The sequence below is a fragment of the Actinomadura sp. NEAU-AAG7 genome, from assembly GCF_018603865.1.
GTDB lineage: Bacteria > Actinomycetota > Actinomycetes > Streptosporangiales > Streptosporangiaceae > Spirillospora > Spirillospora litoris.
Genome location: NZ_JAHFZY010000003.1, coordinates 684,005 through 708,180 on the forward strand (window position 1 = coordinate 684,005; position 24,176 = coordinate 708,180).

Genomic DNA, 24,176 nt, shown 5'->3' on the forward strand with positions numbered 1-24,176 from the left:
ACCCCTCGGCCAGGTTCGCACACCAGGAGGAGAGAACCAATGGAGAAGGCCCGCATCGGCGTCACCGGACTGGCGGTGATGGGCCGCAACCTGGCCCGCAACCTCGCCCGGCACGGCCATCCCGTCGCCGTCCACAACCGGACCTCCGCCCGCACGAAGGCGCTGGTCGAGCAGTTCGGCGACGAGGGAACGTTCCTGCCCGCCGACACGCCCGAGGAGTTCGTGGCCTCCCTGGAGCGGCCCCGCCGCCTCGTCGTGATGGTCAAGGCGGGCGCGCCCACCGACGCCGTCATCGAGGAGTTCGCGCCGCTGCTGGAGCCCGGCGACATGATCGTCGACGGCGGCAACGCGCACTTCGCCGACACCCGCCGCCGCGAGGCCGCCCTGCGCGAACGCGGCCTCCACTTCGTCGGCGCCGGGATCTCCGGCGGCGAGGAGGGCGCCCTGCACGGCCCCAGCATCATGCCGGGCGGCTCCGCCGAGTCCTACGAGGCGCTCGGCCCGCTCCTGGAGGACATCTCCGCCAAGGTCGACGGCGACCCCTGCTGCGCCCACGTCGGCCCGGACGGCGCCGGGCACTTCGTCAAGATGGTGCACAACGGCATCGAGTACTCCGACATGCAGCTGATCGCCGAGTCCTACGACCTCCTGCGGCACGCCGCCGGCCTCGCCCCGGCCGAGATCGCCGAGGTCTTCCGCACCTGGAACACCGGGCGCCTGGAGTCCTACCTCATCGAGATTACCGCCGAGGTCCTCGCGCACACCGACGCCGCCACCGGCAAGCCGTTCGTCGACGTCGTCCTCGACCAGGCCGAGCAGAAGGGCACCGGCCGCTGGACGGTCCAGACCGCCCTCGACCTCGGCGTCCCCGTCGGCGGCATCGCCGAGGCCGTCTTCGCCCGCTCGGTCTCCGGCCACGCCGACCTGCGCGAGGCGTCCCGCCACCTGCCCGGCCCGTCCCGCGCGAAGGTCGCCGGCTCCTCCTTCGCCGACGCCGTCGAGAAGGCCCTGTACGCCTCCAAGATCGTCGCGTACGCGCAGGGCTTCCACGAGATCCAGGCGGGCAGCGCCGAGTACGGCTGGAACATCGACGCCGGGTCCATGGCCGCGATCTGGCGCGGCGGCTGCATCATCCGCGCCGGCTTCCTCGACCGCATCCGCGCCGCCTACGCGGCCGACCCGCACACCCCGACCCTGCTCACCGACGCCCACTTCGCCGAGGCCGTCGGCGACGCCCAGGACGCCTGGCGCGAGGTCGTCGCCACCGCCGCCCGCATCGGCGTCCCGGCCCCCGGCCTCTCCACGGCCCTGGCCTACTACGACTCGCTCCGCGCCGACCGCCTGCCCGCCGCCCTCACCCAGGGCCAACGCGACTACTTCGGCGCCCACACCTACCGCCGCACCGACCGCGAAGGCACCTTCCACACCCTCTGGGGCGGCGACCGCACCGAAGTGGACGCCTGACGTCCGGGCGCCCCTGGCACGTCCCGGGGGCGCCCGCCCGCCTGCTCCGGCCTGTTGGCGGATTCGGGTGGTCCGCCGTCTTCGGGACGTGTAGAGAGGTTCCCGGGGCGGGCGACGGGAGGCGGCATGGGGCGGGGGCAGCGAATCGACCAGGCGAACTGGCCCGGTGACGGCCCGCACCGACATCTCCTGGAACTCCTCGACCGGATCCATCAGGCGAACGGGCTGAAGAGCCGCCGCGCCATCGCCGCCGAGATGCACCTCGAATCGGCGTCCTACGTCAACGACTGGCTGCGCGGGCTGCGGCTCCCGGTGGACGCCCGGCAGGTCGAAGCCCTGGTCAGGGTGCTGGACGGCGATGACGCCGATGTCCGCGCTGCCGTCCGGCTGTACGAGGAGGCCACGGCCGCCGCCGTTTCCCATCCGTGGGCCGCCCTGGCGGAGGGACACATCGCGTGGACGCTGGTCGACGCGCGGCGCGACGCCTCGGCCTTCCAGGAGGCGGCGACCGCGATCGCCGAACGGCTCGGGGCCCTCTCGTCCGAGGCCGAGGCGGGTTCGCGCGACGATCCCTGGCTCGACACCGAACTCGCCGCCCGCTTCACCAGGTGGACCGACTGGCTGCTGAGGACGACCCTCGCCGAGGCCACCTGCGACCTGTCCCCGGCCGAGGCGGCGCTGTTAACGCTCGTCCCCTTGCTGCACCACACCCACATGGCCCGCACGCTCGCCGCGCTTCGCGAGATCGACCCTCTCGACCTCGGCAGCGGTCGCGGTGACGGGCCGCGCCGCGAGTACGAGACGTTTCTGGGCGGCCGGCGTGAACTGGTCGACCGGGCGACGGCCCGGCGCCTGCCCGACCGTGACTCCGCCGCGTCCGAGATCGGCTGGTGGCTGTTCCGCCGCTGGGTGGTGCGGTTTCCGCAGTCCTACCGGCTGAGCACCGTCCGCGACCTGCTCTCGGCCGTGGACGCGCGCGACCCCCGCATGCGGGACGAGGTGCTGGCGGCGAAGACCGTCCAGCGCTTTCTGGCCGCGCTGCGGCTCGACCTGTCCGAGCTGGGCGACACCGACCGCAAGAACGCGCCGCAGTTCGAGACCGTGCTGTTCGCGGGCGAGCCGCACGAGCAGCGCGTCCGGGAACTGCTGATCGGGCAGGTGCTCTCGGTCGCCTACGCACTGACGATCGACCTCGTCCGGCTCCCTGAGATCGTCGCACGGCACCTCGGCATCCCGCACCCGGTCGATCTGGCAGAGCTGCGCGAGACCGTGGGGAGCCGCGCGAAATGGGTGCTGCAATCGGACTGCCTCGTCCTGCGCGCCGACTGCCATCACCCGGCCGAGCTTGAGGGCCTCCGCCAGTACGCGGGCCAGGTGGACGCCTTGCTCTACGCGATCCGGCAGGGGTGCGGGGACCACCACACCATGCAGGCGCTCACGCGCCTGCCGTCCCGCGCGTCGGCGGATGACGTCCGTCCCGACACCGACGACGACGGTCGGCTGCTCTTCCAGCGGGTCAGCCGGTTCCGGCTCGACGAGCGCCGCGTCCAGGACCTGCTGATGGGGGAGCAGCTCTACCAGGACCGCGGCCTGGCCATCCGCGAGCTGTACCAGAACGCCCTCGACGCCTGCCGCTACCGCCGCGCCCGTCTCGCCTACCGCAGGCAGGGCGACTGGGCCGACGACTGGGAAGGCCGCATCCGCTTCACCCAGGGCGTGGACGAGAACGGCCGCGCCTACCTCGAATGCCTCGACAACGGCATCGGCATGACGGAGGCGGTCCTCACCGACGTCTTCGCCCAGGCGGGAACCCGCTTCACCGACACCACCGAGTTCCTGGTCGAGTCCGCCGACTGGAAGAGCTCCGATCCGCCCATCCCGTTCCACGCCAACAGCCGCTTCGGCATCGGCGTCCTGAGCTACTTCATGATCGCCGACGAGATCGAGGTCATCACCCGGCCCCTGGACCGAGGCCACCGCCCGCACCCGACGCTGAAGGTCTCGATCTTCGGACCGGGCCATCTGTTCCGCATCGAGCACCTCCCGGACGACCGGCCCGCGGGCACTTCGGTGCGCCTCTTCCTCCGTGCGGGGGAGGAGGCACCGTCCTGCGTTGAGGAACTGCGGCGGTTGCTCGGCATCGCTGAGTTCGACACCCACGCCGCACATGGAGACCAGGTTGAGCATTGGCAGCCTGGCGTGCTGAAACAGCGTGTCCGTCCCTCGTGGGAGACCGAGGGACTCAACGTCCATGGCGACCTCGTGCCTTGGAGCGACGGTCGGGACGGTCAAGTGATCTGGTGCGAGAACGGCGGCGGTCTTCTGGTGGACGGCCTCTACGTGCGGCCCGCCGTCCGCCATGGGGTCTTCGCAGGATGCGCGGGCGGAAATCTGCACGGTGCCATAGTCAACCTGACCGGCGAGAACGCACCCGGGCAACTATCCGTCGATCGTCGACAGGTTCTCTCGGACGTCTCGGAGCCGGCCGAAAGCCTTCTCGCCGCCGCGCTAGACGAGCTGATGGCGGCGGGCGGCTCATTGCTGAACGTCCGCTGGGTGGCCACCGTAACGGAGGCCAGCCCGAGACTCGCCGATCTCATCGCCGAGGCGGCCGCCCGGCTGCGCCGTCAACTCACGGCGGATGGGGCACCAATGGACGTTCACCGCGTCGGCTGCTTCCTCCAGGACTCCCATCTCGTCAGCGCCGCCGACCGGAGCCTGCATGGGGGGAAGGTCGACTCATCCGATCTCTGGTGCTGGAATTTCGGGCCAGAAGTCGCGGATCATGTGCTGTTGTGGCGCCTGATTGTCAATGGGTCCGACTCCGAAGTCGCCAGATTGGGCGTGGAGTGGACTGAGGACGTCCTTGAAGGCCGCCCTTCAGACACACTCCTGTTCGCCATCAACTCGACTGGCTATAAAAGTCAGGACGACCTTTCGGCATCATCTTGGTACTGGCAGGCGGATAATCTAAGCGTGCGTCCGGGGCATATCCTCTGGGCGGCAAAAATATTGGGATTGTCGCCATATGAGGCGGCAGAACGGGCCGTAGAACTGGGTGTTCATGAGCTGGATCCGGCAAGCTTCTCCCGGGAGCCGCGCGGCGGCCACCTCGATCTCGCGCTGCTGAGCTTGAACCAAACTGGAGGGCCTGGATGGCGGTGCACGACAGACGTGGTACCGATCGGGCACGTCGCAGCGATCGCCAGACGATTCGGCGTTGGCCTTCCTGAGATACGGGAGCGAATGGAGGGCTACGGCTTCCAGGTGGCGGCACCTCAGGCAACTCCCGCCAGAGTCTCGGAAACCGACCTGCGGCTTCTTTCTTGGAAGCAGGGCGCCGGGAGCTGGATTGAGCACACCGGCCGATCACTTCCGGCGTCGCATCTCGTTCGGTGTGCTTGGGAACTTCGAATTCCAGTCGACGAGGTGTGCCACAGGCTGGCGGAGTTTGGTTTCGTCGCGGACCGATATTCTCTACCTGACCGCCCCGACACCGAGGACGCACTTCTCTTCGACTGGGACCTTCCCTGGAGGGAGAGGAGGGAGTTCGACGCTAGCGGCCCCCTTCGCGCGATCCACCTCCTCCGCGCCGCCCTCAGGTTGAACCTGCCGATCCATGACGTCGCTTCGCGGCTGGCCCGCTATGGGATCGAGGTTCCGTACCGTTTGCCGGACCGCATCGAACCCGGTGACGTTCAACTGCTCGGATACGAAGGCGACAGTCTTCCATCCTGGTGGCGGGCGGCGGAGAGTGTTCTACTCCCACATGTGGTCGTGGTGAGCGGCAGGACCGGAATCGCCCCCGACAGGGTGGTGGAACGGCTTTCGGCGTACGGCATGGACGTGGCTCCCGCAGATCTCCCTGACGTGGTTGACGAGGCCGCCTTGCGGTTCCTCTCTGAAAACTGTGAAGGTCGTCCAGACTGGCTCGATGCGACGGTGCCCGTCGCCCGCATGCATCTCGTTCGAGTCTTCGCCGAACTCGGCGTTCCCATACGCGATGTTGCCGACCGGCTGGCTGGTTGGGGAATGACCATGCCGTCCGGCGATCTTCCGGAGCCATCGGATGTCACGCTCCTCCGTACCGTCCGCCACGGAATGATCACGTGGATCAGCTCTTGGGAGAAGGTGACTCTGTTCCACCTGCTCGCTGTCTCGTGGCAGACCGGCATGAGCGTGCGGGACGCGGCGGAGCGGCTGCGGTGGTTGGGCATGGACGTCCCGGACGTCGACGAGAGCATCGCCGACGCGATGCGGAGGCTCCCCAGAAAGCGCTGAACGCATGCGGCGGGTGTGCGCTCGCGTGCCATCTTTCTCCAGAAAATCACAGGTCAAGGGCGTGACCCCCCATGGTCGACGCCGTGTCACGCTGGCGCACGGACGGCGATGGTCCCGGCGGCGCAGGCTGCTTCTGTCTGCGAGTGAGCGACGGGAGTGGTGGACGTGGGGACGATCGTCGAGTTGGCCCCGGTGGCCGGGGGAGTGCTCAATGTGGTGGCGGCCGGGGTCGGGCTTTGGGCCGCGATGCTGGCGTGGAGGGGGAGGGGGTGACGCGGGGAGTAGCCCGACAGGGGCAGGATGGAGGGGTGAGTCTTATCGATGAGCTGCCTACCGGAAACGACGCCGATCCCGATTCGCTGTTCGAGGCGTTCGAGAGATGGGTGTCGGGGCGCGGGATCACGTTGTATCCCGCGCAGGAGGAGGCGCTCATCGAGGTCGTCTCCGGCGCCAACGTGATCTTGTCGACGCCGACCGGGTCAGGGAAGAGCCTGGTGGCGGCGGGGGCGCTGTTCGCGGCGCTCGGCAAGGATCAGGTGGGGTTCTACACGGCGCCGATCAAGGCGCTGGTGTCGGAGAAGTTCTTCGACCTGTGCGAGATGTTCGGGCGCGAGAACGTCGGCATGATGACCGGGGACGCGAGCGTGAACGCGGACGCGCCGATCGTGTGCTGCACGGCGGAGGTGCTCGCCAGCATGGCGCTGCGGGACGGCGCCGACGCCGACATCGGCGTGGTGGTGATGGACGAGTTCCACTTCTACGCCGAGCCCGAAAGGGGCTGGGCCTGGCAGATCCCCCTGCTGGAGCTGCCCAGGACCCAGTTCCTGCTGATGTCGGCGACGCTCGGGGACGTCGCCTTCTTCCAGAAGGACCTGACGCGCCGGACGGGCCGCCCGACGGCGCTGGTGACCTCGGCGGAGCGGCCGGTGCCGCTGATCTACGACTACCGGGTGACGCCGCTGCACGAGACGATCGAGGAGCTGCTGGCCGAGCAGAAGGCGCCGATCTACCTGGTGCACTTCACGCAGGCGGCGGCGATCGAGCGGGCGCAGGCGCTGATGAGCATCAACGTGTGCACGAAGGCGGAGAAGGCCCGGATCGCCGAGCTGATCGGGAACTTCCGGTTCACGACGAAGTTCGGGCGGAACCTGTCGCGGTTCGTCCGGCACGGGATCGGGGTGCACCACGCGGGGATGCTGCCGAAGTACCGGCGGCTGGTGGAGCGGCTGGCGCAGGCCGGGCTGCTGAAGGTCATCTGCGGGACGGACACGCTGGGCGTCGGCGTCAACGTCCCGATCAGGACGGTGGTGTTCACCGCGCTGAGCAAGTACGACGGGCACCGGGTGCGGCGGCTGCGGGCGCGGGAGTTCCACCAGATCGCGGGGCGGGCCGGGCGCGCCGGGTTCGACACCGTCGGGTTCGTGGTGGCGCAGGCGCCCGACCACGTGGTGGAGAACGAGAAGGCGCTCGCGAAGGCGGGGGACGACCCGAAGAAGCGGCGGAAGGTCCAGCGCAAGAAGCCGCCGGAGGGGTTCGTCGGGTGGGACGAGGACACCTTCCGCAAGCTGCAGGAGGCCGAGCCGGAGATGCTCCGGTCCCGGTTCCAGGTCAGCCACGCGATGCTGCTGTCGGTGATCGCGCGTCCGGGCAACGCGTTCCAGGCGATGAAGCGGCTGCTGACCGACAACCACGAGGAGCCCGCCGCGCGGCGGCGGCACATCTCGCGGGCGATCGCGATCTACCGGTCGCTGCTGGCGGGCGGGGTCGTGGAGGTGCTGCCCGAGCCCGACGACGCGGGACGGTACGCGCGGATCACCGTGGACCTCCAGGAGGACTTCGCGCTCAACCAGCCGCTGTCGACGTTCGCGCTGGCGACGTTCGAGATCCTGGACCCGGCGTCGCCCTCGTACGCGCTGGACGTGCTGTCGGTGATCGAGGCGACGCTGGACGACCCGCGCCAGATCCTCGCGGCGCAGGTGAACAAGGCGCGCGGCGAGGCCGTCGCGGAGATGAAGGCCGAGGGCGTCGAGTACGAGGAGCGGATGGAGCTGCTCCAGGAGGTCGACCACCCGAAGCCGCTGGAGGACGAGCTGGACGCCGCGTACGAGATCTACCGGGCGGGGCATCCGTGGGTGGGCGACCATCCGCTGCGTCCGAAGTCGGTGGTCCGCGACATGTACGAGCGGGCGATGACGTTCACCGAGTACATCGGGTTCTACGAGCTGGCGCGGGGCGAGGGGCTCGTCCTGCGGTACCTGTCGGGGGCCTACAAGGCGCTCCAGCAGACGGTCCCGGAGTCGATCAAGACCGATGACCTGATCGACCTGATCGAGTGGCTGGGCGAGCTGGTCCGGCAGGTCGACTCCAGCCTGCTGGACGAGTGGGAGCAGCTCGCCAACCCCTCCGAGGAGGTGGACGAGCCGATCGAGGAGCGGGTCACGAAGGTGACCGCGAACGCGCGGGCGTTCCGGGTGCTGGTGCGCAACGCGCTGTTCCGGCGGGTGGAGCTGGCCGCGATCGAGCGGTACGGCGACCTGGCCGAGCTGGACCCGGACTTCGGCGCCGACGGGTGGCGGGAGGCGATGGACGGCTACTTCGCCGAGCACGAGGAGCTGCTGACCGGGCCCGACGCGCGCGGGCCGAAGCTGCTCCAGATCGAGGAGGTGCCGCAGGACGCGCTGTGGCGCGTCCGGCAGGTGTTCGACGATCCTGAGGGCGACCACGACTGGGGGATCTCCGCCGAGGTCGACCTCGCGGGATCGGACCAGGAAGGCGAGGCCGTCATCCATGTGACGGCCGTGAACCGGCTGTGACGGTGTTGGGAGGGAACGCGGTGGTGCAGGTAGCGGTGGGGCAGTACGCGCCCGGCGAGGACAAGGCCGAGAACACGGCCACCGTCCGCAAGCTGGTGGACGAGGCGGTCGGCGGCGGCGCGCGGGTCGTCGTGCTGCCGGAGTTCGCCCTGTTCACGGCGTCGCGGATGGACCAGCGGTTCCTGGACTCCGCCGAGCCGCTGGACGGCCCGTTCGTCGGCGCGCTGAAGGACGCGGCGCGCCATCACGGCGCCTACGTCGTCGCGGGTCTGAACGAGCGGCTCGACGACCCGGACCGGATCGCCAACGCGCTCGTCGCCGCGGGTCCGGACGGGGAGGTCGCGGCGGTGTACCGCAAGATCCACCTGTACGACGCGTTCGGGTACAAGGAGTCGACGCTGGTCCGGCCCGGCGGGATCGGCGACCCGGAGACCTTCACGGTGGACGGCGTGACGTTCGGCATGCAGACCTGCTACGACGTCCGCTTCCCCGAGGTGACGCGCCGGATCGTGGACGCGGGCGCCGACGTCCTCGCGCTGCCCGCGCAGTGGGTGCCGGGCCCGCTCAAGGAGGACCACTGGCGCACGCTGGCGCGGGCCCGCGCGATCGAGAACACGATCTACGTGGCCGCCGCCGGGCAGTGCGCGCCGACCGGCGCGGGCAACAGCATGATCATCGATCCGATGGGCGTGGTCGTGGCGTCGCTGGGCGAGGGGCCCGGCGTGACCTCCGGGGAGGTCTCCTCGGAGCGGGTCGCGGCCGTCCGGAAGAAGAACCCGGCGCTGGAGCTGCGCCGTTTCACCGTGAACCCGCTCTGACCCGGGTGGACGCCGCGGGTCGTGATGCGCGGCTTGACGAATGAGTGAGTGCTCACTCAGAATGGGGTCATGACACAGCGACTCTTCCGGTTCGGATTGGTGGGGGCGGGCGCCCGGGACGGGCGGGAGTGGGCGGCGCTGGCGCGGCGGGGCGAGGATCTCGGCTTCGCGACGCTGCTGACCGCCGACACCGTCGCGACCCCGGCGCCCGCCGCGTCCCTGGCCGCGGCGGCGGCCGTCACGACGTCCCTGCGCGTCGGCACCTTCGTGGTCAACACCGCGACCCGCCCGGCGAACGCGGTGGCGTGGGAGGCGGCGTCGCTGGCGTTCGTCACCGGCGACCGCTTCGAGCTCGGGATCGGCGCCGGGCGGCCCGGCGCCGAGGGCGACGCGGCCGTGCTGGGCGTCCCCTACGGCTCGGGCGCCGAGCGCCTCGCGCAGGTCGAGCGGGTGCTCGACGCGGTCGAGCACCCGGCCGAGGGCCTGTACGGCGGGACCGGCGGCACCCCGCACGTGCTGGTCGCCGCGTCCCGGCCCCGGATGCTGGCGCTGGCCGCGCGCCGGGCGGGCACGGTCGCGTTCGGCGTCCCGCCGCTCACCGGCGAGGACGGCCTCGCCGAGCTGGTCGGCGTCGTCCGCGACGCGGCGGGGGAGCGGTTCGACGAGCTGGAGCTGTGCACGAGCGTGCACGTCGTCGGCGACGAGATCCCCGGATGGCTGCGGGGCCGGATGGGCGTGGACGCGGCGGACCTGGCCTCGTCCGGGTCCATCGCGATGCTGACCGGCACGCCGCGGGAGATGGCCGGCACGCTCAGCCGCCGCCGGGACGAGCTGGGCGTCTCGTACGTGACGGTGCCCGCGCCGTTCGCGGAGGCGTTCGCGCCCGTCGTGGAGCTGCTGGCCGGCCGCTGAACGCGTGAAGGGCGCCCGTGTGTATCGAGGTGGCAACGGTCATGGCGATTCTGTGTGCCTGAGCACGCACCCAGCGTGACCATCGGAGGGTGCGCCATTCCCGCGACAACCCGCCGCCGCGCTGTCCGCCCTCGGAGTACACGCGCGCCGCGCCCGCACCCCCGTCCCGTCGCCTGCTCCGGTCCCGCTCGTCCCTGCCGGCGGTCGCGGTCGGGGTCCTGCTCGCGGCCGGGATCGTGCTGATCCTCGCCTCCGGCCTGCTGCGCCCGTCCCCGGCGCACCGGCTCACCCCGGACGCCGTCCCGACGACCCCGGCGGCGCCGCCGCCCTCGGTCCCGTCGCCGGAGGGCGCGCCCGCGCCGCCCGCCGCGTCCACGACGCGGACCCGGGAACCGGACGGCACACCGGTCCGCCCCCGGACGTCCGGCGTCCCGCGCGCCGAGCGGAAGGCCCCGGCCGGGGCGTCCGCGCGCCCCGCTCCCCGGGTGCCGCGGCCGCGCCCGGCGCCGCGTCCGCGCTCCACGCGTCGCCCGCCCGACGGGCCGCCGCCGACACCCGCGTGGATCACGGCGGAGTGCCGGCGGCGGTACCCGCGGGACGCGACGCGCCGGGCGGCCTGCGTCGCCGCGCTCACCGGGCTCGGCGGGCGGCGCTGAGGCGGTCAGGACGGGTCGCCGAAGACCTTCCCCGGGTTGAAGATCCCCGCCGGGTCCAGCGCCGCCTTGACCGCGTGGTGCAGGGCGACGACGGCCGGTTCCAGCTCGTCGTGCAGGCCGCGCCGCTTGAGCAGCCCGACGCCGTGCTCCCCGGTCACGGTGCCGCCGAGGTCGAGCGCGCCCGCGATGATCTGGTCGAAGGCGCGGACGGCGCGGACGCGGGCCGCCTCGTCGTCGGCCGGGACGATGATCATCGGGTGCAGGTTGCCGTCACCGGCGTGCGCGACGTTGGCGATGTGGACGTCGTTCTCCACGGCGGCGGCCTCGACGCGGGTGAGCATCTCCGGGAGGAGCGCGCGGGGCACGCACACGTCGTCGGTCAGCACGGGGCCGAGCCGCTCCATCGCCGGGTAGGCGAGCCGCCGCGCCTCGAACAGCGCGTCGGCCTCCTCCTCGTCGGTGGAGCGGACGGCCCAGTTCGCCCCGGCCTCCTCGAACAGCCGCACCATCGCGTCGGCCTCCGCCTCGCCCGCCTCGCCCGGCAGGTCGGTGCGGCCGAGCAGCAGCACCTCCGCGTCGTCGGACAGGCCCATGTTGCGCCACTCGTCCACCGCGCGCAGGACGTGCCGGTCGACCAGCTCCAGCGCGCTCGGGACGATCCCGGCGGCGGTGACGGCGCCGACCGCCTTGCCCGCGGTCTGGAGGTCGGGGAACGAGCCGACGATCGTGCGCTCGGCCGCGCGGGCGCTCCGCAGCCGCACGGTCACCTCGGTGACCACGCCGAGCGTGCCCTCCGAGCCGACCATGAGGCCGCACAGGTCGTAGCCGGTGACGCCCTTGGCGGTGCGGTGGCCGAGCCGGACCACCTCGCCGCGCCCGACCACCGCCTGCACGGCCAGCACGTAGTCGCGGGTCACACCGTACTTGACGCAGCAGAGCCCGCCCGCGTTGGTCGCGACGTTCCCGCCGATCGTCGACCAGGGCGAGCTGGAGGGGTCCGGCGGGTACCACAGGCCGTGCTCCGCGCACGCCTTGCGCAGGTCGTCGTTCACCACGCCCGGCTGGACGACCGCCAGCCGCTCGACCGGGTCGATCTCGATGATCTCGTTCATCCGCTCCAGCGAGAGCAGGACGCAGCCCTCCAGGGCGTTGGCGCCGCCCGACAGGCCGGTGCCCGCGCCGCGCGGGACGACGGGGACGCCGTGCTCGGCGCAGAGCTCGACCACGGCCCGCACGTCCTCCACGGACTGGGCGCGCACGAGCGCGGCGGGCGTTCCGTAGGGCGCCCAGGGCGCCTCGTCCCGCGCGTACGCGGCGGTGACGCCGGGGTCGGTCACGACCCGTTCGGCGGGGATGCGGTCCTTCAACGACACCACAAGATCGGCCATGGACCTTAAACAACCACAGATCAGGCGGCTTTGGACGTGAGCAGCCCTGTGATGTCGGCCCGGAGTTCCCCGAGGTCGACCCCGGCGCCGACCAGCAGCCGCGCCGAGCGGAACGACTCGTCGTGCAGGAGGCCGAGCAGGAGGTGCCCGGCGGCGATGCGCTTCTGCTTGAGCCGGATCGCCTGCCGGAGGCTCAGTTCGAGGGACTTCTTCGCGTCGGGGGTGAACGGGATGTGCCCCCGGAGCACGCCGCGCGGACGGCCCGCCCCGGCCGGGACGTCCAGCGCCCCCGCGCCGAAGGTCTCCTCGGTGGCCTGCCGGACGGCGTCCAGGTCGATGCCGATGGCCCGCAGCGCCTCGGGGTCGAGCGGCTCCCCGGCCGCCCGGACGATCCGGGCGCGCAGGTCGGCGGCGTCCGGGCCGTGCCGCCCGAGCGGCGCCACCGTGGCGTCGCCGCCGGCGCGCAGGGCCAGCAGCAGGTGCTCGGTGCCGACATGGTGGTGGCCCAGCGCGCGCGCCTGCTCCTGCGCGCCCTCGACCGCCCGCCGGGCACCCTCGGTGAAACGCTCGAACATCCCCTACCGCTCCTTCTTGAGAAGGCGGCGACCGCCGCCGTGCTTCTTGTGGACGGCCTGCCTGCTGACACCGAGGCACACCGCGATCTCCTGCCAGGACCAGCCGCGCTCGCGGGCGCTCGCGACCTGGAGCGCCTCCAGGCGTTCGGCCAGCTCGCGGAGCGCGCGGACGGCCCGCAGCCCCACCGCCGGGTCCTTGCTGCCCGCCTCCCGGGCGAGCGTCACTCCATCGCTCATGGCTGTCAATGTAGGTTGACATCAGGGGCCATGTCAACCGATGTTGACGGCTGCCGTGGGTTCAGGCCGGGGTGAGCAGGGTGGTGAGCAGGTCGTCCAGGTTGATCAGGCCCACGACGCGGCCGTCGGGCGCCGTCGCCACGCCGAGCCTGCTGTGGTGGTCGCGCAGCACCGCGACCGCCCGGCCGACCGGCGTGCCGACCGGCAGCGCGGGCACCGGGTGCGCCAGTTCGCCGGCGGTCGTGTCCCGGCCCCGGGCCCGCGCCACGTAGGCGTCCCGGACGTGCACCATCCGCGCCTCGCCCCGCCCCGCCGGCGCCTCGCCCGGGAACGCGTCGCCGCGCACCATGATCCGCGTGCAGCCGGTGCGGACGGCGGTGTCGAGCACGTCCTGCGGGCTCGCCGAGGCGGGCACCGACACGATCTCCGCCACCGGGATGACCAGCTCGGCCAGCGGGGCGCGCGGGGCGTCCAGCGCGGCGGTGAGCAGCGACAGGTCGGCCTCCTCGATGAGCCCGAGCCGCCGCGACTCCTCGGCGATGCGGCGGAGCTGCTCGGGGGTGCGCGAGACCTCCCGCGACCCGTCCGGGGCGACGCCGACCGCGCGCAGCAGCAGGTTCGTGGCCCCGTTCAGCGCCGCCAGCACCGGCCGCACGAGCGCCGTGAACGCGCGGAACGGCAGCCCGAGGATGGTCGCCGAGCGCTCCGGGCCGGCGATCGCCCACGACTTCGGCGCCATCTCCCCGACCACCATGTGCAGGAACGTCACCAGGCCGAGCGCGAGCACGAACGCCACCGCGTGCGCGCCGCCGGACGGCAGCCCGGCCGCGTGGAACAGCGGCGCCAGCGTGCCCGCGAACACCGGCTCCGACACCAGGCCGAGGCCGAGCGAGCACATCGTGATGCCGAGCTGCGCGCCCGCGAGCGTCAGCGACAGCTCGGAGATGCCCGCGACCGCCGCGCCCGCCGCCCGGCTGCCGCGCGCGGCGGCCCGCTCCAGCCGGGGGCGTCTGGCCGCCACCAGCGCGAACTCGGTGGCGACGAAGAACCCGTTGCCGGCCAGCAGTGCCAGCGTGACCGGTGCGCCCAGCGCGAGGTTCACTCCCGCTCCTCCTCCACGGTGCGGATGCGGATCAGTTCCGGGACGTGGCGGCGGATCGTCAGCACCTCCACGACGGCGGCGCGCGGCGGCTCGTCCAGCCGGGCGGGCTCCAGCTCGACGGTGACGACGTCGCCGGGCATGGCGACCCGGCCGAGCCGCTGGTGCAGCAGGCCCGCGACGGTCTCGTAGTCGCCCTCGGGCAGCGCGACGCCGGTCTCGTGCGCGACCTCGTCGACCCGCAGGCCCGCGTCGGTCGTCCACCACTCGCCGCGCCGGACCGCGAGGTCCTCCTCGGCGTCGTGCTCGTCGGCGATCTCCCCGACCAGCTCCTCCGCGACGTCCTCCCAGGTGACGATCCCGGCGAAGCCGCCGTACTCGTCGACCACGCAGGCCAGCGGCACCGCCGCGTCCCGCAGCCGCGACACCACGTCCGGCAGCGGCAGCGAGGACGGCACCAGCAGCGGCGGGCGCGCGATCGCGCCGACCGGGACGCTCTCCGCCTCGCCCGGGTCCAGCCTGACCAGCTCGTCCAGGCCGACGACGCCGACGACGTCGTCCACCCGCTCGCCGAGGACCGGGTAGCGCGAGTGCCCGCCCGCCGTGATGACGTCGGTCAGCTCGGCCGCCCGCGCGGACGCCGGCACCGTCACCACGTCGACGCGCGGCACCATCACCTCCTCGGCGTCGCGGTCGGAGAAGGCCAGCGCGCGTTCGAGGAGGTCGGCGTGCCCCTCGCCGAGCTGCTCGCCCGACTCGCCGATGATGTGCCCGAGCTCCTCCAGCGTCGCGCCGTGGTGCAGCTCCTCCACCGGCTCGATCCCGGCGGCCCGGACGAGCCGGTTCGCCGACGCGTCGAAGAACCGGATCAGCGGCGCCGCCACCGCCAGGTAGACCAGCGTGGACGCGGCGAGCGCCCGCGCCAGCGGCTCCGCCCGCGCGAGCGCCAGGTTCTTCGGGAACAGCTCGCCCAGCACCATCTGCACGATCGTGGCCAGCGCGAACCCCAGCGCCACCGCCACGCCGCCCGACGCGCCCGCCGGCACGCCCGCCGCCCGCAGCGCCGGGCCGATCAGGTCGGCGAGCGCAGGCTTGGCGATGAACCCGACCACCAGGGCCGTCACCGTGATCCCGAGCTGCGCGCCCGACAGCATGAACGACAACCGCTCCATCACCCGCACCGCCCGCGCCGCCGCGCGGTCGCCCTCGGCGGCGCGCTGGTCGAGCAGCGGCCGGTCGGCGGTGACGAACGCGAACTCCTGCGCCACGAAGTAGCCGGTCGCCACCGTCAGCACGAGGACGGCCACCAGCCCGAGGACGGCGCCCACGCGTGCCTCCCCCCGCTCGCCCGCATCCGGTTAGCGATCTTTCTACCCGGTCCGCCCCGCCGGGAACGGCCGCCAGGCTGATCGTGATCGGGATGGTTATGCACCGCACCGGTGTGGAATGTAAACCTGCGCGTGAAATGTGATCGCGTGGAAGCCGACCACGCGCGTGAACGGCCCGCTCCCGGGGCCGACCCGGGGCGGCCACGAGTGCGAGGGGGCCGAGCATGCCCAGACCGTTCGCGTCGTCCGCCGACCTGGACGACAAGACGCAGACGCTGGAGGTCCTGGCCGACGGGGTGTACGCGCTCACGGCCGAGGGCGATCCGAACATCGGCGCCGTCGAGGGCGAGGACTTCCTCGTCTGCTTCGAGGCCCTCGCCACCCCGGCCGCGGCCCGCGACTGGCTGGCCGTGCTGCGCACCCACACCGACAAGCCGATCCGCTACCTCGTGCTGTCGCACTACCACGCGGTCCGGACGCTCGGCGCGAGCGCCTTCCACGCGCCGGTGATCATCGCGCACGACCGGACCCGCGCGCTGATCGCCGAGCGCGGCGAGCAGGACTGGGCGTCGGAGTTCGGGCGAATGCCCCGGCTGTTCCGCGAGCCGGAGACCATCCCCGGGCTCACCTGGCCGACCCTCACCTTCTCCGGCACCCTGACCATCGACCTCGGCGGCGACCGGGGCGACCTCGACCTCGCCTACTGCGGACGCGGCCACACCGAGGGCGACATCGTCGCGTGGCTTCCCAAGCACAGGATCCTGTTCGCGGGCGACCTGGTCGAGACGCAGGCCGCGCTCTACACCGGCGACGCCTTCCACCGCGAGTGGGCGACGGGCACCCTCGACCACGTCGCCTCGTTCGGCGCCGAGACCCTCGTCGGCGGGCGCGGCGCCGTCGCGCACGGCCGCGCCGAGGCCCGCGCCGCGATCGACCAGACGCGCGGGTTCCTGGAGACGATGCTCCGCGAGACCGGCCGCGTCCGCGAGCGGGGCGGCACGCTGAAGGACGCCTTCGCCGCCGTCCACGCCGCGCTCGCGCCCGACTACGGCGGCTGGCCGATCTTCGAGCACTGCCTGCCGTTCGACGTCTCCCGCCTCTGGGACGAGCTGGACGGCGTCGAGCGCCCCCGCGTCTGGACGGCCGAACGCGACCGGCGGGTCTGGGCGGAGCTCCAGGACTGATGGGCGCCGCCGCGCCCGTCGCCGTGGTCGGCGCGGGTCCGGTCGGGCTGACCGCCGCGCTGCTGCTCGCCCGGTGGGGCGTGCCCTCGGTCGTCCTCGAACGCCGCCCGCGCCGCGTGGAGGCCGGATCGCGGTCGATCTGCCAGCAGGGCGACGTCCTCGACATCTGGGCGGCGGCCGGGGCGGGCGCCATCGCCCGCGAGGGGCTCGCGTGGACGACCGCGCGCACCTACCACCGCGACCGCGAGCTGTTCTCCTGGAAGTTCGACGACCCCGGGACGCTGCCGCCCTGCGTGAACATCTCCCAGGCCCGCACGGAGCGGCTTCTGGACGAGCGCGCCGCCGCCGAGCCGCTCGTGGAGGTCCGGTGGGGCAGCGAGGTCACGGCCCTCGACGAGGACGGCGACGGCGTGACCGTGCGGTGCGCGGACGGCTCGTCCGTCCGCGCCCCCTATGTGATCTGCTGTTCCGGCGGACGTCCCGAACTGCGCGAGTCCCTCGGCATCGGCCTGCCGGGCGAGAGCTTCGAGGACCGGTTCCTCATCGTCGACCTGCGCGCCGACCTGCCCGGCCGCGAGCGCGAGCGCCGCTTCTACTTCGACCCGCCCTGGAACCCCGGCCGCCAGGTGCTCATCCACCCGTGCCCCGACTCCTGCTACCGCATCGACTGGCAGGTGCCGCCCGACTTCTCACTGGCCGCCGAGACCGGCGCCGCGCTCGACCGCCGCATCCGGCAGATCATCGGCTCCCGCCCGTACGAGGTGGTCTGGGCGTCGGTCTACACCTTCCACTCCCGCGTCGCCGACCGGATGCGGGCCGGGCGCGTCCTGCTCGCGGGGGACTGCGCCCACCAGTACGCGCCGTTCGGCGCCCGGGGACTGAACTCCGGCGTCCCCGACGCGGAGAACGCCGCCTGGAAGGTCGCGTTCGTGCTGCGCGGCTGGGCCCCGCCCGCCCTGCTCGACAGCTACGACGCCGAACGCCGCGCCGCCGCCCTGGAGAACCTCGACGTGACGACGGCGACCATGCGCTTCCTCGCCCCGCAGACCGAACGGGAGCACGCGGCCCGCGCCGGCGCGCTGGAGCGCGCCGCCGCCGACCCCGCCGCCGTCGGGGCGGTCGACTCCGGACGGTTCGCCGAGCCGTTCTGGTACACCGCGTCGCCGCTGACCACGCCCGACCCGGCGCGGCCGCCCACCGGACGCCCGCCCAAGGGCGCCGTCCACCCGCCCGCGCCCGGCGTGATCGTGCCGGACGCCCCGCTGCCGGGCGGCCGCCTCCGCGAACTGCTGCGGGACGGCTTCACCCTGCTGCTCACCCCCGGCGTCGAGGACGACCTCGCCGCCGGCATCACCGACGTCCCGCTGCGGGCGCTGCGGGTCGCCGACCTCGATCCGTCGGGCGGGCTCGCCGCCGCCCTCGGCCTGCGCCCCGGAGAGGTCTGGGTCGTCCGGCCCGACGCGCACCTCGCCGCGACCTTGCGGGCCCCCACGCCGGACGCCGTCGCCGCCGCCCTCCGCCGGGCCCTCGCCCGCCCCTAGTGCACGGTGATCAGGACGGCGCCCGTCGCGACGACGCACGCCGCCGCGATCCGCCGGGGCCCGAGCCGCTCGGAGAAGAACACCGCGCCGATGACCGCCCCCGACACCACCCCGGTCTCGCGCAGCGCCGCCACCGAGGCCAGCGCCCCGCGCGTCTGCGCCCACAGCACGATCCCGTACGCGGTGACCGCGATCAGCGCCCCGGCCAGGCCGGTCAGCCACTGCCGCCGGTCCAGCCGGGTGATCGTCCTCGTGCCCCGGACCGCGATGACGGCCGCGACCGTCACCGGCCCCTGCAACCCGAACAGCCACGCCGTGTAGGGCAGCACCCCGCCCGCCGCGCGCACCCCGACGCCGTCCACCAGCGTGTAGGACGCGATCGCCGCGCCGGTGAGCAGCGCCGCCGCCACCGCGCGCGGGTCGTGGGGCGTCTCGGCGGCGCGTCCGGCGAAGGCCAGCACCGCGAGCCCGCCGCAGACCGCGGCGATCCCCGCGGCCTGCGCGGGGGAGGGGCGCTCGCCGAGCCCGAACGCCGCCACCAGCGCGACGACGAGCGGCGCGCTGCCCCGCGCCAGCGGGTACACCTGCCCGAAATCACCCAGCTCGTACGACTTCAGCAGCAGTCCCATGTACACGATGTGCACGGCGACCGACGTCGCGAGCCACGGCCACGCGCCCCGGTCGGGGATGAGGCCGAGAGCCAGCAGCGGCGCGACGGCGATGGCCTGACCGAGCCCGATCAGGGCGAAGGTCGCCCAGCGGTCGGCCGCGCCCTTGGCGATGGCGTTCCAGGTGGCGTGCAGGACTCCGGCGAGGATCACGGCGAGGGCGACGGTCATGCCGTACACCCCACCCCGGAACGGTCCGTCCAGGCAGTCATTTAGGCGGCGGCTAAATGGACCGGGGGAATGCGGGTATCACCGGACGGGCCCCGGTGAATGTTCGGATCCCGTGACAATCTGGAGGGTGCGCGGATACCCGTGGTAGCACGGTAGAACACGCGGGCGAATGCCCCAGGAACACGGTGGGGAGTGCCGATGAACGACGAATGCCGTCCCCGTCCCGTCGTCGATCCCGACATCGCGGAGGCCGACCGCGCAATGCTCACCGGGTCGCCCGAGCGGCTCGTCCCGGCGAGCGCGCCCGCGCCGCCGCGCCCGCGGCTGAGCCCCGCCACCGCCGCCGCGCGGCTCGTGTGGATCCCGGCGTTCGCGCTGTTCTACGGCGTCCTGCCGGGCGGCTGGCTGCGGCTGTTCTTCATCGCCTCCCTCGACCACGACGAACTGCTCGGCGACGCGGCGCGATGGGGGCGGCTGCCCGTCCTCGCGATGATGCTCACGCCCGCCCTCCAGATCGCGCTGATCCTCCTCGGATGGCCCGAGGTCGCCGCCGCGCTGGCCGGGGTGAGCTTCGCCGGCTGGGTGCTCGGCGCGCTGCGCCACGTCCGCGAGCCCGCCGCCGCCCGCACCGCGCGCGACCACCACGGCCGCTACCTGCTGGCCGCCGACTTCGACCGGCCCGCCGCGCGGCTGCTGGTGCGCGCCCAGCGCGCCGTCGACGCCGTCCTCGGCTCGCAGGCCCACGGCGCCGGGCTGCTGGACGCCGTCAACAACCGGGTCGTCCTGCCCCGGCAGGAATGGGCGATCGCGGAGGCCCTCGCCGAGCACACCCGGCTCCGCCGCGAACGCGCCGCGATGCGTCCCGAGCGGCTCTCGGAGAGCGTCCGCGCCCTGCTTGAGCCGCAGGACCGCGCGCTCGCGCTGTCGGTCCGCTCGGTGACGCTGCGGATCGAGGCGCTGGAGGGCTACGCCCGCCGCGCCCGCGAGACCGACGACGCCTACCACGAGTCGCGGGTGATCCAGGCGCTCCCCGAGCAGAACGCCCGCTACCGCGACCTGCTCGCGGGGACCGCGGGCGACGCGATGGCGGGCGCCGAGATCCGGGGCATGGCCGAGGACGCCCACCGCGCCGAGACCGCCCTCCGCGACCGCGTCGCCGTCGCGCTGCGCGCCGGCCAGGACCTCGTCCTCCCACCCGTCCCGGACGACGACGCGACACCCCACGGCACAGCCCCGGACGGCGCAGCCGCGTAGGCCGCAGCCCCCGTCGGGACCACAACCGAACGCCACGATCCCGGGCGGCGCTGCCGCGTAGGCCGCAGCCCCCGTCGGGACCACACCAGACGGCACGATCCCGGGCGGCGCAGCCGCGTAGGCGCGGCGCTCGACGGGGACCACCGAACGGCGCGGCCTCGGCCGATGCAGCCGGGTGGGCCGCGACGCGCGAAGAGACCGCACCGGACGGCACCACTCCGGGCGGCGCAGCCGGGTAGATGCGGCGCCCGACGGGGGCCGCACCGGACGGCACGGCTCCGGGCGGCGCAGCCGGGTAGGTGCGGCGCTCGACGTGGGCCGCACCGGAGGGCACGGCTCCGGGCGGCGCGGGCGCGTGGGTCGCGGCAGCCGGCGGGGCGCACCCGGGGTGCGGCTTCGTAGGGTGCGCGGCTCCTGCGGTGCCGCTCCGGAGGAGGTTGCGCGGGGCGGCCCTTAGCTGGGGCGGCTCCGGCCGTCGGTGCGGGAGATGATCCAGTCGGCGGTGCGCCGCGCGCGGACGATGCGGCGGCGCAGCCGCGGGCTCGGGCCCGCGCCCCGCCCGGAGGGGCCCGTCGCCGCGTCGGCGGAGAGCCGGGTGCCCGCCCTCGCCAGCTCGGCCAGCAGCCGCCGCCTCGCGCGCGGATCGCCGGTCTCCAGAACGCAGGTGTAGAGGGCCTCGATCTCCGCGACGCGTGCTCCCAGCACCATCATCCGCTCGTCCACAATGATCACCCCGCGTGTCCATTGTGGGCGCCCACCGTGAGCCGGCGCACATTGTTTATCCGCGCGGCCGTTTATGGCCGGTCCGGAATATCGGCGACCGGATTTCGGAAGCGCGCCGTCAGTTCTCGGCGACGACGATCACGCGGTCCTCGGCGGCGAGCGTCAGCGGGGCGGTCTTGTCCGGGTTGAGGACGACGCCGTACCCGGGCGGCTCGTGGAAGCGGGCGTGCAGCCGGTAGCCGAGCGCGACCTCGCCGCGCCGCCGCGCCGACTCGATCAGCGTCGCGAAGTCGGCGGCGGCGCCCGGCACCAGGTAGTCCCCGGCGGGCTTGAGGTAGATCTCCGAGCCCGCGGAGTCGAGCAGGTCGGCGAACACGTCGTACAGGTGCCGGTTCTCGCTCAGCTGGGTCAGCATCAGGCTGATCAGCTTGTCGCTGACGACGAAGTCGTCGGCCTTGGTGACCTGCGCGACCTCCCGGTTGGCGTCGTCGTTGATCTCGCTGACGATCGAGAACGGGTCGCCGAGCGCGTCCTCCATGTCGCGCAGGTGCAGGAGTGTGACCAGCGTGCGGGCGTCGGCGTGCTCGCGGTCGAAGCCCTCGTCCGACAGCACGACGACGTGCTGGTAGGTGCCGACGTCGAGCGCCTCCAGCGAGGGGCGGTCGGTGGGCTCGGCGCGGCTGAAGCCGACCTTGAGGTTGGCGAACGGGGGCAGGACGCCGGTCGGGTCGTCGCGCGGCGCCGCCACGATCAGCTCCGAGCCGGGGGCGACGAAGTCGTCCAGCAGCTCGATGATCTTCGGGGCGCGGTGGTTCCAGCCGAGCAGCAGCGTCCGGCCCGGCTCCGGCTCGCGCGGGGTCGCGGTGGTGATCGCCTGCTCCCGGACGGGCGGCGGGGTGCCGCCGCCGAGCCGGATCAGCAGGTCGTCCTCGGCGAGCACGATGACCTCGTCGTCGGCGCGGATCACCGTGCCGCCCGGGGGGTTGAGCAGCACGGTCCCGTCGCCGCGCCGCAGCCCCGCCGGGACGCCGAGGTCGTAGGCCGACAGCGCGGCGCCGAACGGCATGCCCGCGAGCGCCGGCTCGCGGCGCATGTAGAACTCGTGGCCGGCGAAGTCGAGCAGCTCGGTGCAGACCTGCGAGAGCCCCGACTGCCGGTGCGACTGGACGATCAGCCGGATCGCGATGTCGTCGGCGTCGATCACGCGGGTCCGCTCGCCGCCCGCCAGCCGCGCGGCGGGCAGGTTCGCCGAGTCGTGCACGGCCGCCACGACGTGCGGGCTGGGGTCCTCGAAGGCGCGGGTGCCGAGCGAGAGCAGCACCTTGATGACGTGGGTGTCGGAGTCGGGGACCTCCGGCGACAGCACCATGATCGAGCGCGCCGTGCCGGGGCTGACCAGCTCCAGGTCGGCGACCTTCAGCGGGTTGCCCGTCCGGCACACGATCCGGGTGCGGCCGAACTCGCCGACGCGGGCGCGCAGCGCGTCCTCCATCTCGACCTTGTCGCGGTCGGCGAGGATCGCGACGCAGGAGCGGCGCTCGCTCTGGTTGGCCTCCACCAGCTCGGCGACGACCGTGAACACCTGCTCCGACCAGCCGAGCAGGACGGTGTGGTCGTGCTCGACGATCCGCGAGCGGCCCTTGCGCAGCTCACCGATCTTCGCCTCCAGACCGGTGGTGATCACGCCGATCAGCGAGCTGACGATGAAGATCCCGCCGATCGTGGACAGCAGCATCAGCGAGAGGAACGCGACGCCGCCGGAGTCGCCGCCCATCGTGCCGGGGTCGAGCGTGCGCAGCAGGCTCCGCCACACCATCCCGGGCCAGTGCCCGTTCCTGCCGCTGTCGGCCGGCGCGAGGACGACGGCGGCGGTGGCGACCACGAGGACGAGCGCGCCGGAGGCGAGGGCGAGCCAGCCGATGAGGGCGGGGGTCCCCTTCGACATCGTGGTGTCGAACCAGTAGCGGAGCCTGTCCCGCCGTGTCGCGCGTCCCAACCGTCCCTGCCCCCTTCGCCCAATTTCGCCCGCTAAGGGCGGGCCATACGGTTGATCTCCGCCATGCGAAATTCGGCCGTCCTGATTCGGTGGTCCGATTCGCCGGTTCGATTGGCCCGCGCGAAGATCCGGACGGACATACGCAAGGGGGCCGGGGTGAGATTCCACCCCGGCCCCCGGCGCCGTCGCCGGAACGCCGCCGGCCGCGTGAGCCGGTGCTAGTGCGCCGCCTCGTACTTCTCGATCACATTGGCGGGGATACGGCCCCGCTCATTGACCTTGATGCCGCTGCTCTTGGCCCACTCGCGAATCTCGGCGGACCGCTCGCGGCTGTTGGTCGTGCGGGCGCGGCCCGCCCGGCCCGTCGTCTTGCGGGCCTTGCGGGCGCTGGCGACGAACGGCCCGAGGCCGTCGCGCAGCTTGGCGGCGTTCTTCTTGCTCAGGTCGATCTCGTAAGTGGTGCCATCGAGCGAAAAGCTGACGGTCTCGTCAGCCTCGCCGCCGTCGATGTCGTCCACGAGAAGGACTTCGACCTTCTGTGCCATGCGGGGACTCCCTACTAGCTATGCGTCCGGCTTCGCGTCCGGATGGGTCTCGATGAATGCAGCATAGACCTCATCGGATATCTTGCCACGTTCGGACACTTCGATGTCCTCCCGCAATGCCCAGGCGCGGACATCGCCGTTCGTGTAGCCCTTGATCTTCGCGGCGCGGGCGGTCTTGCGGCCCTTACCGGCGGGCTTCACCTCCACGGCGTTGTCGATGAAGGGCGCCAGGGCGTCCAGCATCTCGTGCAGGCGCTTGTCGTTGTCATCGCTCAAGTCGATCGTGAACGTCCGACCCAAGAGTTCGAAGTCTCGCTTTGCGACATCGTCCCCTTCGGATCCGTCGATGTCGTCCACGCGAATGACCTTCTCGGCCATGTGTGCCCTGTCTTCCTTCCCCTTGCCTACGCGGCGACCTTGACCGTAGCGGATTTCGGGTGCGGGCAGGACGGCATGGACCCCGGCGACACGGAGACGGCACCGGAAAGGCACCGCCCGCGCCACCCGGCGCGAACCCCGCGGA

At 72.9% G+C, this 24,176-nt stretch carries 19 protein-coding genes; 9 read left to right on the forward strand and 10 right to left on the reverse strand.

The features are described from left to right. Nucleotides 1-39: 39 nt before the first annotated feature. The 6 genes from gndA to KLI87_RS17785 all read left to right on the forward strand — a co-directional run bounded on the left by gndA (nt 40) and on the right by KLI87_RS17785 (nt 10,944). Entirely contained in the window at nt 40-1,464 is a 1,425-nt protein-coding gene (gene gndA, locus KLI87_RS17760; protein WP_214617902.1) for an NADP-dependent phosphogluconate dehydrogenase, read from the forward strand. Between the two features lie 126 nt (nt 1,465-1,590). Next, nucleotides 1,591-5,745, forward strand: coding sequence for a hypothetical protein (locus KLI87_RS17765; RefSeq protein ID WP_214617903.1), 4,155 nt, complete (start codon nt 1,591-1,593; stop codon nt 5,743-5,745). Between the two features lie 308 nt (nt 5,746-6,053). Then, on the forward strand, nt 6,054-8,558 hold the full coding sequence (locus KLI87_RS17770; RefSeq protein WP_214617904.1) for an RNA helicase: 2,505 nt from the start codon (nt 6,054-6,056) through the stop codon (nt 8,556-8,558). A gap of 20 nt (nt 8,559-8,578) precedes the next feature. Further along, nucleotides 8,579-9,376: a carbon-nitrogen hydrolase family protein gene (locus KLI87_RS17775; protein WP_214617905.1), complete on the forward strand. Its 798-nt coding sequence runs from the start codon at nt 8,579-8,581 to the stop codon at nt 9,374-9,376. 69 nt (nt 9,377-9,445) lie between these two features. After that, nucleotides 9,446-10,288, forward strand: coding sequence for an LLM class flavin-dependent oxidoreductase (locus tag KLI87_RS17780; protein ID WP_214617906.1), 843 nt, complete (start codon nt 9,446-9,448; stop codon nt 10,286-10,288). Nucleotides 10,289-10,377: 89 nt separating this feature from the next. Next, nucleotides 10,378-10,944 carry a hypothetical protein gene (locus KLI87_RS17785; RefSeq protein ID WP_214617907.1) on the forward strand — a complete coding sequence of 189 codons (567 nt, stop codon included), beginning with the start codon at nt 10,378-10,380 and terminating at the stop codon, nt 10,942-10,944. Nucleotides 10,945-10,949: 5 nt separating this feature from the next. Here KLI87_RS17785 and KLI87_RS17790 read toward each other — a convergent pair whose 3' ends face one another. From KLI87_RS17790 to KLI87_RS17810, 5 genes are all read right to left on the reverse strand, one after another. Then, entirely contained in the window at nt 10,950-12,332 is a 1,383-nt protein-coding gene (locus KLI87_RS17790) for an FAD-binding oxidoreductase (RefSeq protein ID WP_214617908.1), read from the reverse strand. Between the two features lie 20 nt (nt 12,333-12,352). Next, nucleotides 12,353-12,907 carry a Clp protease N-terminal domain-containing protein gene (locus KLI87_RS17795; RefSeq protein ID WP_156218356.1) on the reverse strand — a complete coding sequence of 185 codons (555 nt, stop codon included), beginning with the start codon at nt 12,905-12,907 and terminating at the stop codon, nt 12,353-12,355. A gap of 3 nt (nt 12,908-12,910) precedes the next feature. After that, on the reverse strand, nt 12,911-13,144 hold the full coding sequence (locus tag KLI87_RS17800; RefSeq protein WP_156218355.1) for a helix-turn-helix domain-containing protein: 234 nt from the start codon (nt 13,142-13,144) through the stop codon (nt 12,911-12,913). Between the two features lie 61 nt (nt 13,145-13,205). Then, nucleotides 13,206-14,246, reverse strand: coding sequence for a CNNM domain-containing protein (locus KLI87_RS17805; RefSeq protein ID WP_214617909.1), 1,041 nt, complete (start codon nt 14,244-14,246; stop codon nt 13,206-13,208). After that, the gene (locus tag KLI87_RS17810) at nt 14,243-15,571 is read right to left on the reverse strand and encodes a hemolysin family protein (RefSeq protein WP_214617910.1); all 1,329 of its coding nucleotides are present in this window, start codon (nt 15,569-15,571) and stop codon (nt 14,243-14,245) included. Before KLI87_RS17810 ends, KLI87_RS17805 begins: the two co-directional genes overlap by 4 nt. Nucleotides 15,572-15,795: 224 nt before the next feature. Between KLI87_RS17810 and KLI87_RS17815 the strand changes: the two genes are divergently transcribed. Beyond that, entirely contained in the window at nt 15,796-16,755 is a 960-nt protein-coding gene (locus tag KLI87_RS17815; RefSeq protein WP_214617911.1) for an MBL fold metallo-hydrolase, read from the forward strand. Further along, nucleotides 16,755-18,296, forward strand: a complete 1,542-nt coding sequence (locus tag KLI87_RS17820) for an FAD-dependent monooxygenase (RefSeq protein ID WP_214617912.1) — start codon at nt 16,755-16,757, stop codon at nt 18,294-18,296. Before KLI87_RS17815 ends, KLI87_RS17820 begins: the two co-directional genes overlap by 1 nt. On the opposite strand, the gene KLI87_RS17825 is transcribed toward KLI87_RS17820, so the two are convergent. Beyond that, nucleotides 18,293-19,135 (reverse strand): DMT family transporter, encoded by an 843-nt coding sequence (locus KLI87_RS17825; RefSeq protein WP_214617913.1) that lies wholly within the window; start codon nt 19,133-19,135, stop codon nt 18,293-18,295. The genes KLI87_RS17820 and KLI87_RS17825 overlap by 4 nt on opposite strands. A gap of 198 nt (nt 19,136-19,333) precedes the next feature. On the opposite strand from KLI87_RS17825, the gene KLI87_RS17830 reads away from it, so the two are divergent. Continuing rightward, the gene (locus tag KLI87_RS17830; protein ID WP_214617914.1) at nt 19,334-20,389 is read left to right on the forward strand and encodes a hypothetical protein; all 1,056 of its coding nucleotides are present in this window, start codon (nt 19,334-19,336) and stop codon (nt 20,387-20,389) included. A 453-nt stretch (nt 20,390-20,842) separates the two neighbouring features. Here KLI87_RS17830 and KLI87_RS17835 read toward each other — a convergent pair whose 3' ends face one another. The 4 genes from KLI87_RS17835 to KLI87_RS17850 all read right to left on the reverse strand — a co-directional run bounded on the left by KLI87_RS17835 (nt 20,843) and on the right by KLI87_RS17850 (nt 24,031). Next, complete coding sequence (locus KLI87_RS17835) at nt 20,843-21,121, reverse strand: hypothetical protein (RefSeq protein ID WP_214617915.1); 279 nt, start codon at nt 21,119-21,121, stop codon at nt 20,843-20,845. A gap of 109 nt (nt 21,122-21,230) precedes the next feature. Further along, nucleotides 21,231-23,108, reverse strand: coding sequence for a potassium transporter TrkA (locus KLI87_RS17840; RefSeq protein WP_308166056.1), 1,878 nt, complete (start codon nt 23,106-23,108; stop codon nt 21,231-21,233). A gap of 218 nt (nt 23,109-23,326) precedes the next feature. Then, on the reverse strand, nt 23,327-23,653 hold the full coding sequence (locus tag KLI87_RS17845; protein ID WP_156218349.1) for an Lsr2 family protein: 327 nt from the start codon (nt 23,651-23,653) through the stop codon (nt 23,327-23,329). Between the two features lie 18 nt (nt 23,654-23,671). Continuing rightward, nucleotides 23,672-24,031, reverse strand: coding sequence for an Lsr2 family protein (locus tag KLI87_RS17850; RefSeq protein WP_156218348.1), 360 nt, complete (start codon nt 24,029-24,031; stop codon nt 23,672-23,674). Nucleotides 24,032-24,176: the final 145 nt, after the last annotated feature.